The following is a 12,855-nucleotide window of genomic DNA, read 5'->3' on the forward strand; positions in this document are numbered from 1 at the left end:
CGCCGCGCGGGGCCACCTCCGCGCGCCGAGCCCCCGAGCCCCAAGAGGGCAGTCCTCTTGGGCGTGAGTTCCCAGCAGGGGTCCCGTATACCCGCCCAGACAGTGACAGGGCTGCCCTCTCGAGGACGAGCGGGCGGGCGGGGTCAGCGGCCGACGATCGCCGCGATCTCGGCGCAGATCTCGCCGAACGTGACGTGGTCGCCCGCCCGGCGGTACTCGTCCGCGGCGTACCAGAGCATGTCGGCCGCCTCGCTGATGTGGCTGATCTGCCGGTATGCCCGGCCGAGCAGGCGGCGCGTCTCGGCCTTCGACAGCACGTCGCGGTTTTCGTCGAAGAGCTGCTCGGCGCGGCGCAGGACGCTGATCGCCGCGGCGTAGCTGCCCTGGTCGATCAGCAGCTCGCCCTCGGCCCGTTTGATCCGCGCCTCGAGCGGGCCGATGGCGCAGGCCGCGCCGCGGATGTCCGGCAGCGCCTGGCTGGCGAGGCGGATCTGTGCGCCGGCCTCCTCCAACTGGCGGCCACGGGTCAGGGCGCGCGCCAGCATGCAGCGGGCCCTGATCTCGCCGACCTCGTTGTTGATCCGCCGGAAGGTCAGCACGGCCTCCGCGGCGAGGTCGACGGCCTCCTGCGCCAGCCGGTCGCCTTCGTCGCCTCTTAGGTGTCGCGCGGCCGCGAGCTTCACCCGGGCGGTGCGGTACGCCACGGAGGCCACGCGCCGCGCGTTTTCGCGCTCCGCCAGCGACGCGAGGCCGAGGTGGTCCAGCGCCGCCTGCCAGTCGCGCCGCCGGCTGGCCACCTCGGAGAGGTTGACCTGGATGCGGTAGCGGACCCGGTCGTCGTTTGCTGCCTGCACGTCCTGGTACGGGCGGTCCGTGCGCCAGCGGGTCGCGTCGGTGGCCGCCTGCATCTCGGCCTTCAGCACCTTGAGCATGGCGAGTTCGGTGGCGACGTACGGGTCGGCGTGCGCGTCCGTCGTGCGCCTGATCAGCTTCGCGGTGCGTTCGAGGCTCCTGCGCGCGTCGGCGTAGGCGGCCGCCTGGAGGTAGGCCTCGGAGATCCGGCGGTGCGCGCGGATGATCAGCTCTTCGCTCCCGGGCTGTTGGGTGACCTCTTCGAGCGCGGCGATGCCTTCGTCGTAGCGCTCGATGCTCACCAGGTAGCTCCCGCGCGCCACCGCCACGGCCACGCGGGCGTCTTCGTCACCCAGCTGCTCCGCGGCCTCGGCGCACGTCTTGAACGCGCGCAGGCACCGCTCCGGGTCCAGGTCGTACGGCACGCAGTCACCGAGCAGGGAGCCGATCCACCAGCAGGCCGCCCAGTCGCCGTTCGCGGCGGCGGTGTCGATGGCGTCGATCAGGCTCGCGTACTCCGCGGCCACGTACCGCAGGCCGCCACCGCTGCCGCGCACCACCTGGAGGTGCGCCTCGTGCATGCGGTCGCGCGCCGCCTGCTGCTCCCGCGCCGGCACCCGCTCGGCGAGCTGCTCCCGGGCGTAGAGGCGGACGAGCGGGTGGAAGTGGTATCGGGCCGGGCCGGACGAATCCTGGTGGGCCACGTCGACGAGCTGGGCGGCGCAGAGCTGGGCCACCAGGTTTTCGGCCTCCAGGACGTCGACGTCGATGAGCGCCGCCAGCACCCACGGCTGGAAGGTCGCCGACTCGACCATGGCGAGCAGGTGGAAGGCTTCCTTCTCCCGGTCGGTCAGCTTCCGGTACTCGCTGGCGATGCGTCCCCGCACGTCGAGACCGCGAAACTGGAGCTGCCCGAGCCGGCCCTGCTCGTTGCGGAGGATGCGCGCCATCCCGCACAGCTGCTGCCCGCCCTCCGCCGCCTGCTCACCCGCCGCCCGGAGCGCCAGCGGCAGCCGGCCCACGAAGTGCACGATCTCCGCGGTACAGACGGGCTGCTCGTACGGTGACGTACGCGCCGCGGTGCGCAGGATCTCCGCCGCTTCGACCGCCGACGGCACGTCGACCGGCATCGAGGCGCCGCGGGCGTAGAGCGACAGCCCGAGATCGCGCCGGCTGGTGACGATGACCGTGCAGCCGGGCGCCGTGGGCAGCAGCTGGCGCACCTGGTCGGCGTTTCGGGCGGCGTCGAGCACGACGAGGACCCGCCGCCCGGCGAGGAGGGAACGGAACATCTTGAGCCGATCCTCGGTGCGCCGCGGCAACCCCTCGGTGCGGCCGAGCGCGGCGAGGAAGATCTTGAGAACCTCGCCCGGCGGCCGCGGATGGCCGGCACTGCCGAGCGTCGCGTAAAGCTGGCCGTCCGGGTACTGGTCGGCGATGCGGTGCGCGAACTCGTCGGCGAGCGCCGTCTTACCGACGCCCGGCCGGCCGTGCAGCGTGATCAGCTGAGCGCCGGCCGCACCGGGATCATCGATCGGGCGGGCGTCACGCTGTGCCCGGCCGGTCGCGTGGTGGTGCAACAGCTGGGCGAGCTCCTCCGCGCGCCCCCTGAACGCCACTTGGCGCTCCGGCAGCATGCGCGGCTTTGGCAGGTCGGGCTGCCGCGCCGGGGCGGCAGCCGCGGCCGGATCGAGAGCGGGGAGATCCGGTACCGGCGGAAGCGTGTTGTGCGGCGCCTCGGTGACCAGGATCGTGCCCACCGCGGTGAACGCGGTGACGGCGAGGAGCAGCGGCCATGGCGCGCCGCCCGTGACGACGCCGGTGCCGGCCGCGACGCCGAGCATCGCAGCCGCCACCGCGACCTTGACTCGCCGCCGGTTTGGCTGTCCCGAAAGCCAAACCGGCCACCGGAATCGCCAGCCCCGCTTCGCCATGCGCAATCCTCAGAGGGTTGAGATCATGCTTGCCGGTAGGTGGTCGCCGGGCTGTCGAGTAGCTCGTGCAGCCGGTGCTGGACCATGCCCTGCTCGAGCAGGTCGCCGAGGTCGTGCAGCGAGCGATCGGCCGTCCGCAACATCTCGATCGCGTCGTCGAACCGCTCCTGGACGAGCCGGACCTCCGCGAGCTCCTTGAGTGTGAGGGCCTCAAGGTGCTCGTCTTCGCAGTCGCGCAGCGTGTGCAGCGCCTCTTCCAGTGGGGCGGACGCCTCGACGGTGCGGCGTTCACGGAGGTAGGCCTTGCCCAGCAACAGGCGGCACTGTGCCGCGCCGTACCGGTCCTGCATCGAGGCGAACAGGTCGATCGCCGTATCGGCCCACCCGCGGCACTTTCGGACCTGGCCCACCTCGAGGGCGAGGCGGGCCTCGGCGTGCGCCAGCCATGCCAACCACCACCGCTGGCCGAGGTCCTCGGCGACTCGCCGGCCCTCGGCAAGCATCCGCTCCGCGCCGGGATGGTCGTCGGTGAGATCGAGGAACGCTCCCCGCGCCCAGCAGGCCCCGGCCCGCAGTAGCCGGCCCTGCCCCGCCCGCCCGACGATCTCGTCGACGAGGTCGAGGTCGGCGAAGCCGTCGCGGGGGCGCGCGCCGAACGCGTGGGCGATGGCCCGCTCGCGCAGGATCCGCACCCGCTCCTGCGTTGCGCTCCACGACGCGTCACCGGCGGAGAGGATGGACAGCGCGTGGTCGAGGTGGCCGAGCGCGGCGGGGATCTGGCGCCGCCGGCGCTCGATGAGGGCGTGGCAGCGCAGCGCGCGGATCCGGCCGAACGGGTGCTCCATCCGCAGGGCGGCGTCGGCCAGCTCGGTGGCCTCGGCGACGTTTCCCAGCTCGGCCTTGAACTCGGCGAGCGTCGCCAGCGCCAGGCCTTCGCCGCCGCGGTCGCCGTTTTCGCGGGCGAGGGCGAGGGCGGCGAGGATCATGTCCATCGCCCTGTTGAGGTCGCCGCCGTCCCGGACGACGTAGATGTCTTCGAGCAGGTCGGCACCGACGGTCTGCTCGGTGCGGATCGACTGGGCCCGCCGGAGCGCGTGGATGCTCTTCTGCCGCTGCTCCTCGGTGGTCTCCGCGAGCAGGCGCGCCCGCGCGTACCGGTGGACGTGTTCGAGGATCCGAAACGTGGTCAGGCCGGCGGTGTCCACAGTGGACCTGATGACGAGCCCGGCCTCGGCCAGCCGGTCGGTGATCCGCCAGACGGTGTCTTCGTCGTACTCGTCGCCGAGCAGAGCGGCGAGCATCCACGGCGCGAAGCTCAGCTCCTCCCGGAGCCCGAGCTGGCGGAGCGCGCGGCGCTCGTCGGTGGTGAGCAGCCCGTAGCTCAGGTCGAGCGCGCCGGCGAAGTCGGTGTGTGTCAGCGCGGTCGACGATCGGTTCGCCAGCTTTTCGACCACCTGGTCGAGACTCCAGTGCGGCCGGCGGCTGAGCGACGCGCCGGCCAGGCGGAGTGCGAGCGGATGGTATCTGACCAGCCCGACGATCCGCCCCGCCGCCTGCGGCGCCGCGGCCACCCGCTCCGCCCCGACGATGCTGCTGAGCAGGGCGATGCCGCTGGTCTTGTCGAGCGGCGGCACCGCCATCTGGAGGTCTGACTCCAGCTCCGGGAGCGGGTGACGGCAGGTGATGACGGCGCAGCCCGGCCCGGTGGGCAGAAGCTGCCGGATGTCTTCCACCTCGCCGACGTCGTCCATGATGACGAGCACCCGGCGGCCGTGGGTGAGTGCCGCGTACTGCGCGGCCAGCGCGTCACCCACCGGCGTCGCCTGGTCACCCGGCCCGCGGAGTCCCTTTACGAAGCTCGTGAGCACGGCGGTGCGGCCGTCACCGACGTGTGGAAAAGGGCCGAAGAGCTTGCCATCGGGAAATCTGTCGGCTACGAGGTAGGCGAATTGGATGGCCAATGTCGTTTTTCCGATGCCCGCCTCACCATGCAGGACGATCACCGTGCAGCGTTGCGATGTCTGGGCCTGAAGGGCCCCCATCATCATGGAAATCTCATCGTCTCGGCCGTGAAAAATGTCCGGCGGTGGCGGCAATTCCGACGGGATGACGAACGTGGAACCGGAAGGCCGCTGCGGTGACGGGCCCGGCTCCGGCGTGGTGACGGTGCCGCCCGCCGGTCCTCGAATGCTCCGCACCAAGATCCCGATAATGACGCCTAACAGCGCCGCGGCGATCACGCGAATGAGCGGTGCGGCTGTCACGATCATTAAGGCCAAATCGGCGACACCAACGACGAAGAGGATCGCCCATCGCCAGCTCTGGTGTCGCGCCCCGCTAGTTTTGTGATCATTCACCATGCGAGCCATCAACCTCCTGTTTGGCTGGACTCATGGTGGCCGACGAACGCAAGTCCTGCGATTCTCGCGCGAATTATGGCCGGCCGGCGGTGAATGTCGTGCCTTTGTCTGATCGGTTGACACGGACCTTGTATTCCGATCAGGTGCGATTAGGAGACCGGTCGCCTGCCGGCCGTCGGGGTCGGCGACAATGGCCGGGTGACCTCCCCCCGCGAGATCGTCCTCCTCGGCTCGACCGGGTCGATCGGTACGCAGGCGATCGACATCGTCCGGCGCAACCCCGACCGCTTCCGGGTCGTGGCCGTCGGCGCCGGCGGCGGCAATGTCGAGCAGCTCGCGACCCAGGCGCTGGAGCTGGGCGTGGAGGCGGTCGGCGTGGCCAAGGCGTCCGCCGTCCAGGACCTTCAGCTCGCGTTCTACGCCGAGGCGTCCCGCCGGGGATACGCCACGGGCGACTTCCGTATCCCCAAGATCTTGGCCGGGCCGGACGCGATGACGGAGCTGGCCGAGTGGTCGTGCGATGTGGTGCTCAACGGCGTGGTCGGCTCCCTCGGGCTCGCGCCGACGCTGGCCGCGCTGCACGCCGGCCGTACCCTCGCGCTGGCCAACAAGGAGTCGCTCGTGGCCGGCGGCCCCCTCGTCAAGGCGGCGGTGACGCGGCCGGGGCAGATCGTGCCGGTCGACTCGGAGCACTCGGCGCTGGCCCAGTGCCTGCGCGGCGGCTCGGCCGGCGAGGTGCGGCGGCTGGTGCTGACGGCGAGCGGCGGGCCGTTCCGCGGCCGGCGGCGCGAGGAGTTGACCGAGGTCACACCGGCGGAGGCCCTGGCACACCCGACGTGGCAGATGGGGCCGGTCGTGACGATCAACTCGGCCACGCTGGTCAACAAGGGGCTCGAGGTGATCGAGACGCACGAGCTCTTCGGGATCGGATACGACGCGATCGAGGTCATGGTCCATCCGCAGTCGGTCATCCACTCGATGGTGGAGTTCGTCGACGGGTCGACGATCGCCCAGGCCAGCCCGCCCGACATGCGGCTGCCGATCGCGCTGGCCCTCGGGTGGCCCGACCGGGTGCCCGGCGCGGCGCCCGCGGTCGACTGGACGAAGGCGCACGCGTGGGAGTTCACGCCGCTCGACGACGCGGCCTTCCCGGCGGTGCGGCTGGCCAAGGAGGCGGGTGCGGCGGGCCGGTGCCGCCCGGCCCTCTACAACGCGGCCAACGAGGAGTGCGTTGCGGCCTTCGTGGCCGGCCGGCTGCCATTCCTGGGGATGGTTGAAACGCTCGAACGGGTACTGGACGAGGCTCCTGACTTCGCCGAACCAGGTACCGTCGAGGACGTCCTCGCGGCGGAGGACTGGGCGCGATCACACGCCCAGCGGATCATCGGTGAAGGAGCTTGATGGAGATCTTCGGGATTCTCCTGTTCGCGCTGGGTATCTTGATCTCCGTCGCCCTGCACGAGGCCGGACATATGGGCACGGCGCGGATGTTCGGGATGAAGGTCACCCGGTTCTTCGTAGGCTTCGGACCGACCCTGTTCGCGTTCAAGCGCAAGGAAGTCGAGTACGGGCTGAAGGCCATCCCGGCCGGCGCGTTCGTGAAGATCGTCGGGATGACGCCGCAGGACGACGACGTCGCGCCCGAGGACCAGCCGCGCGCGATGTGGCGCTACCCGGTGTGGAAGCGCACGATCGTGATGAGCGCCGGGTCGCTCACCCACTTCGCGCTCGGCGTCCTGATCCTGTGGGGCCTCTTCTCCTTCGTCCCGCTCAACGACGAGACCAAGCTCCAGAGCCAGCCGGTCACGATCGCGAGCATCTCGCCCTGCGTCGAGCAGCAGTGGAGTGTCGACCCGGCCACGCAGCGTGAGCGCACCTGCGAGAAGGGCGTCGACCCGGACAGCGCCGCGGTCACGCTCGGCCTCCAGCCCGGCGACACCATCACCGCCCTCAACGGGCAGGAGATCCGCGGGTGGGACGCGCTGACCACCAAGATCCGCGCTTCCGGTGGCCAGCAGGTCACCATCACCTACGAGCGCGGCGGCACCACCGAGACCAAGTCGGTCCTGCTGCCGGTCGCCGAGCGGGTCAAGCAGCAGGTGATCCGCGACGACCCGGACCGCTCGGCCAGCGACATCACCCCCGCCGACCTGGAGAAGGTCGGCATGCTGGGCATCACACCGGAGATCCCGCGCACCGCGGCCGGTCCGATCGACGGCGTCGGCAAGGCCGTCGAGCAGACCGGTGTGATGTTCGAGGGCACGTTCAGCGCGCTCAAGCGCTTCCCGGAGAAGGTGCCCGCACTGTGGAACGCGCTGACCGGGGAGGAGCGCGATCCGGAGACGCCGATCAGCGTGGTGGGCGCCAGCCGCATCGGCGGCGAGCTCTTCGACCGCGGCGAGTGGCCGACGTTCATCCTGCTGCTGGCCGCGCTCAACTTCTTCATCGGCATCTTCAACCTGCTGCCGCTGCTCCCGCTCGACGGCGGGCACATCGCGATCGCCTGGTTCGAGCGGGTGCGCTCCTGGCTGTACGCGCGGCTGGGCCGGCCCGACCCGGGGCGGGTCGACTACTTCAAGCTCATGCCGGTCACCTACGTGGTGATTCTGATCTTCGGCGGGTTCACCCTGCTGACCGTCGCCGCCGATATCGTCAACCCGATCCAGCTGCCCTTCTGAGGTGAGACTCGCATGACCGCCGTATCCCTGGGCATGCCCGCGGTGCCACCGCCACCGCTGGCGCCGCGCCGCACGTCGCGGCAGATCATGGTGGGCTCGGTGCCGGTGGGCGGCGGTGCGCCGGTGTCGGTGCAGTCGATGACCACCACGCTCACCGCCGACGTCAACGCGACGCTCCAGCAGATCGCCGAGCTCACCGCGGCGGGCTGCCAGATCGTGCGGGTGGCGGTGCCCTCGGCCGACGACGTGGCGGCGCTGCCGGCCATCGCGAAGAAGTCGCAGATCCCGGTCATCGCCGACATCCACTTCCAGCCCAGGTACGTGTTCGCGGCGATCGACGCGGGCTGCGCGGCGGTGCGGGTCAACCCGGGCAACATCAAGGCGTTCGACGACAAGGTGGCCGAGATCGCGCGCGCGGCGGCCGACGCGAAGGTGCCGATCCGCATCGGCGTCAACGCCGGCTCGCTCGACAAGCGGCTGATGGCCAAGCACGGCAAGGCCACCGCCGAGGCGCTGGTCGAGTCGGCGCTGTGGGAGTGCTCGCTCTTCGAGGAGCACGGCTTCCGCGACATCAAGATCTCGGTCAAGCACAACGACCCGGTCGTGATGATCCGCGCCTACCGCCAACTCGCCGAGCAGTGCGACTACCCGCTGCACCTGGGCGTGACCGAGGCTGGCCCGGCGTTCCAGGGCACGGTCAAGTCGGCGGTCGCGTTCGGCGCGCTGCTGGCCGAGGGCATCGGCGACACCATCCGCGTCTCCCTCTCCGCGCCACCGGTCGAGGAGATCAAGGTCGGCAACGCCATCCTCGAGTCCCTGGGCCTGCGCGAACGCGGCCTGGAGATCGTCTCCTGCCCGTCCTGCGGTCGCGCGCAGGTCGACGTGTACACGCTGGCCGAGCAGGTCACCGCCGGCCTCGAGGGGCTGCCGGTGCCGCTGCGTGTGGCCGTGATGGGCTGCGTCGTCAACGGCCCCGGCGAGGCCCGCGAGGCCGACCTCGGCGTCGCGTCCGGCAACGGCAAGGGCCAGATCTTCGTAAAGGGCGAGGTCATCAAGACCGTGCCGGAGTCGCAGATCGTGGAGACGCTCATCGAGGAGGCGCTCAAGCTGGCCGACTCGATGGGCGCCGAGCTCCCCGATGAGCTGCGCGAGCTGATGGGCCCCACCGTCACCGTCCACTGAGGACATTGAGCGAGAAAATGAATATAGCGATGTCAGAGGCGTAGGTAGCCTTTGGCACATGCCACTTCAGCTCCCTCATCCGGATCCTGGTGTCCCGGATACGAGGGGGCCGATGCAGTACATCTGGTGGCTGGTCCGCAGCCAGCCGGTGCGGGTGCTGCGCGGCAGCCTGATCGGCACGGCGTGGATGGTCGGGCTGGCGGTCCGGCCCTACCTGATCTCGCGGGCGATCGACGACGGGCTGCGCGCGAACGACCGCCAAGCCCTGATCCTGTGGGTGGCCGCGATCGTGCTCGCCGGCTTCGGCCTGGCGTACCTGGGCATCATGCGGCACCGCACGATGACGTTCGTGCGCGAGGACGCCTCCGCCCGATCCGCCGGCGTGCTGCTGCGCCAGCTCTCCCGCATCGGCGCCGTCCTGCCGCGCAAGCTCTCCGCGGGCGAGGTCGCCACGGTCGGTGGCACCGACATCGTCAACACGTCGGCGGTGCTGACGATGACCGGGCCGGGCGTCGGCGCGGTGATCGCGTACGCGGTCGTGGCAGTGCTGCTGTGGTCGGTCTCCCCGTTCCTGGCGCTGTTCGTGCTGCTCGGCGTGCCGGCGATCGTCGTCGTGGTCGGGCCGCTGCTGCGCCGCCTGGAGCGCGCCGAGCAGGTGTACCGGCACCAGCAGGGTGCGCTCACCGCCCGCGCGGGCGACATCGTGGCGGGGCTGCGCGTGCTCGCCGGCGTCGGCGGGCGAGACCTGTTCGCGCGCCGTTACTCGGTCCGGTCTCAGGAGCTGCGGGCCCAGGGATACCGGGTGGGCGCGGTCAAGAGCTGGATCGAGGCACTGACGATCGTGATCCCGGGGCTCTTCCTTGCCGCCGTGGTGTGGCTGGCGGCCCGGATGGCCGCGCACGGCGACATCACCATCGGCGAGATGGTCGCCGTGTACGGCTACGTGACGGTGCTCATCGTGCCGGTCTGGTTCCTGCTGGAAGGCACCTATCAGCTGATCCGCGGCCGGGTCGCCGCCCGGCGGATCGTCGCGCTGCTGAGCCTCCGGCCGGACGACGCCGATGGACGCGGCACGCGGCCCGCGCCGGAGCGTCCGGCCGATCTCCACGACCCCGGCACCGGCCTGCTGGTGCCCGACGGGTGGATCGTGGGCGTCGCGACCGACGAGCCGGCCGAGGGGATCGCGCTGGCGGATCGGCTCGGTCGCTTCGCGCCCGGCGACGTCACCTGGGGCGGCGTGCCGCTCGCCGAGATCGCACTCGACCAGCTGCGGGCCCGGATCCTCGTCGCGGATCACGACTCGTACCTCTTCGCGGGTTCGCTGCGGGAGATGCTGCGGGTCCGGGACGGCGTCGACGACGCCGCGATGTGGCCCGCGCTCCGCGCCGCCTCGGCCGAAGACGTCGTCGACGCGCTGCCCGACGGGCTCGACACCGCCGTCGGTGGGCGCGCCCGCACCCTTTCCGGCGGGCAGCGGCAGCGGGTACGCCTGGCACGAGACCTGCTCGCCGAGCGCGACGTGCTGATCCTGATCGATCCCACCTCGGCCGTCGACGCGCACACCGAGGCGCGGATCGCGGAGCGGCTGCGCGCCGCTCGTGCCGGCCGCACCACGGTCGTCATCTCCACGTCGCCGCTGCTGCTGGGCCGCGTCGACACCGTGGCGCACGTTCGTCGCGGTCATGTCGTCGCCACCGGGCGGCACGCCGACCTGCTAACCAGCGACCCGAGCTACCGGGCGCTGGTCGCGCGAAACGCCGACATCGAAGACGAGGTGCGGCGATGAGGCGCCTGCCGGTCGCCGGCCGGGCCGCCGTACGCCGCGCGACCCTCGACCTGATCGCCCTCGACCGCCGGGCGGCGACGATCGTGGTGGTGCTGCACAGCGCCGCGGCGGTCGCCGGCCTCGCCACGCCGTGGCTGCTGGGTCGCATCGTCGACGAGGTGGCCGGCGGTGCGGGCGCGGGCGCCGTCGACCGCCTGGCGCTGGTCATCGCCGGCTGCGTGCTGGCGCAGGGGCTGCTGACCCGGTACGCGCAATACGCCGGGCACCGCTTCGGCGAGCGGGCGGTCGCGCGGCTGCGCGAACGCTTCGTCGCGCAGACGCTCCAGCTGCCGGTGTCCGTGGTCGAGCACGCCGGCACCGGCGACCTGGCCACGCGCAGCTCGGTCGACGTCGGCACCGTGGGCACCACGGTCCGCGACGTGCTGCCGGTGATCGTGCTCGCGACGGCCGAGCTGACCCTCCTGTTCGGCGCGATCTTCCTGCTGCACCCGCTGCTCGGGCTCGTCGCGCTGGTCGGCCTCCCGTCGATCTACGCGGTCACCCGGTGGTACCTGCGCCGGGCCAGCGCGGCGTACCTCGCCGAAGGCGCCGCCACCGCCGAGCTCACCGACGCGCTCACCACGACCGCCGAGGGCGCACGCACGGTCGAGGCGCTCGGCCTGGGCGGCGAGCGCATCCGGTACGGCAGCGAGCGGATCGGCCAGGTCTGGGCGACCCGGCGAGCCACGCTCAAGCTGCGGTCGGTGTTCTTCCCGGTCGTGGAGGGCAGTTACGCGCTACCCATCGCCGCGGTGCTGCTGGTCGGCGGCCTCCTGCTGAACGACGGGTGGTTCACGCTCGGTGAGGTGGTCGCGGCGGCCCTCTACCTCCAGCGGGCGATCGACCCGCTCGACCTGCTGCTCCAGTGGATCGAGCAGGCGCAGCGCGGCATCGCGTCGTTCGCCCGCGTGCTGGGCGTGGGGCAGGTGCCGCCGGAGCCGCGTGGCACCGCCTCCGCACCGCGCGGCGAGCGGATCGTCGTGCGCGGCGCCCGGTTCGCGTACACCGAGGGCCACGATGTGCTGCACGGCATCGACCTCGACGTCAACCCGGGCGAACGGCTGGCCATCGTCGGCCCGTCGGGCGCGGGCAAGTCGACGCTCGCCCGGCTGCTCGCCGGCATCGACGCGCCGCACGAGGGCGAGGTGAGCGTCGGCGGCTGCCCGGTCGTCGACCTCGACCCGGCCGAGCGCCGCCGCCGGATCGCCCTCGTCACCCAGGAGCACCACGTCTTCATCGGCTCGCTCCGCGACAACCTCGCCTTCGCCGCACCCCAGGCCACCGACGAGCAGATGCGCTCCGCGCTGGCCGTGGTGGGCGCGGACTGGTCGGCCGGACTGCCGGAAGGCCTCGACACCCAGCTCGGCGACGGCGCGCTCGAGCTGAGCGCGGCCGACGCCCAGCAGCTCGCGCTGGCCCGGCTCGTCCTGGCCGATCCGCACACCCTGATCCTCGACGAGGCCACCGCCGCCCTCGACCCCACCACCGCACGCCGCACCGAGCGGGCCCTCGCCGCCGTGCTGGAGGGACGCACGGTCATCGCGATCGCCCACCGCCTCAACACCGCGCACGACGCCGACCGGATCGCGGTACTCGAAGACGGCCGCGTAACGGAGCTAGGCAGCCACGACGACTTGGTGGACGCCGGCGGCACCTACGCCGCCCTCTGGCGCTCCTGGCACGGCTAAAGATCAATTTCTGAGCTACCGCGACGTCCGCCGTGGTCCAGACCGCTGCTCCCGCGGCCTCACCCTCCGCGATCCACACTCTCCCCCGGCCCCGCGTGCACGTCCGCGGGCCGAGACCTTGATCGCCCGGGTACCGCCGGGCCCACCAGATCTTGGCGTTTAACGGCCTCTCGACTTCGCGGTTTGACCGGCTCGGGGCCCGGCCAAGCAAGGCTTCGCAAGCGCGGTGCCCTTCGCGCTTCGGTGATCGTTAGCCCAAAACCCGTGTTCTCGCCCGCGTGTCACACGGGTTCCGGGCTAACGATCATGACACCGCCCGCATACCGAGCCGCCTCC

General features: G+C 71.7%; 7 protein-coding genes. 5 read left to right on the top strand and 2 right to left on the bottom strand.

The features are described from left to right. Positions 1 to 143: 143 nt before the first annotated feature. Together AC5L36_RS20800 and AC5L36_RS20805 are read right to left on the bottom strand one after the other, a co-directional pair. On the bottom strand, positions 144 to 2,708 hold the full coding sequence (locus AC5L36_RS20800; protein WP_441215295.1) for an NB-ARC domain-containing protein: 2,565 nt from the start codon (positions 2,706 to 2,708) through the stop codon (positions 144 to 146). A 101-nt stretch (positions 2,709 to 2,809) separates the two neighbouring features. Then, complete coding sequence (locus tag AC5L36_RS20805) at positions 2,810 to 4,789, bottom strand: hypothetical protein (RefSeq protein ID WP_494908661.1); 1,980 nt, start codon at positions 4,787 to 4,789, stop codon at positions 2,810 to 2,812. A 555-nt stretch (positions 4,790 to 5,344) separates the two neighbouring features. Here AC5L36_RS20805 and dxr point away from each other — a divergent pair. The 5 genes from dxr (at position 5,345) to AC5L36_RS20830 (ending at position 12,519) form a co-directional block, all read left to right on the top strand. Next, a complete protein-coding gene (dxr, locus tag AC5L36_RS20810) occupies positions 5,345 to 6,547 on the top strand; it encodes a 1-deoxy-D-xylulose-5-phosphate reductoisomerase (RefSeq protein WP_441215297.1) in 1,203 nt (400 codons plus the stop codon). Continuing rightward, entirely contained in the window at positions 6,544 to 7,824 is a 1,281-nt protein-coding gene (locus AC5L36_RS20815; protein ID WP_441215298.1) for a M50 family metallopeptidase, read from the top strand. The genes dxr and AC5L36_RS20815 overlap by 4 nt, the downstream gene beginning before the upstream one ends. A 12-nt stretch (positions 7,825 to 7,836) precedes the next feature. Further along, entirely contained in the window at positions 7,837 to 9,006 is a 1,170-nt protein-coding gene (gene ispG, locus AC5L36_RS20820; RefSeq protein ID WP_441215299.1) for a flavodoxin-dependent (E)-4-hydroxy-3-methylbut-2-enyl-diphosphate synthase, read from the top strand. 112 nt (positions 9,007 to 9,118) lie between these two features. Then, complete coding sequence (locus AC5L36_RS20825; protein WP_441215300.1) at positions 9,119 to 10,792, top strand: ABC transporter ATP-binding protein; 1,674 nt, start codon at positions 9,119 to 9,121, stop codon at positions 10,790 to 10,792. Beyond that, on the top strand, positions 10,789 to 12,519 hold the full coding sequence (locus tag AC5L36_RS20830) for an ABC transporter ATP-binding protein (RefSeq protein WP_441215301.1): 1,731 nt from the start codon (positions 10,789 to 10,791) through the stop codon (positions 12,517 to 12,519). Before AC5L36_RS20825 ends, AC5L36_RS20830 begins: the two co-directional genes overlap by 4 nt. Positions 12,520 to 12,855: the final 336 nt, after the last annotated feature.

Source organism: Phytohabitans sp. LZ39, assembly GCF_059359075.1.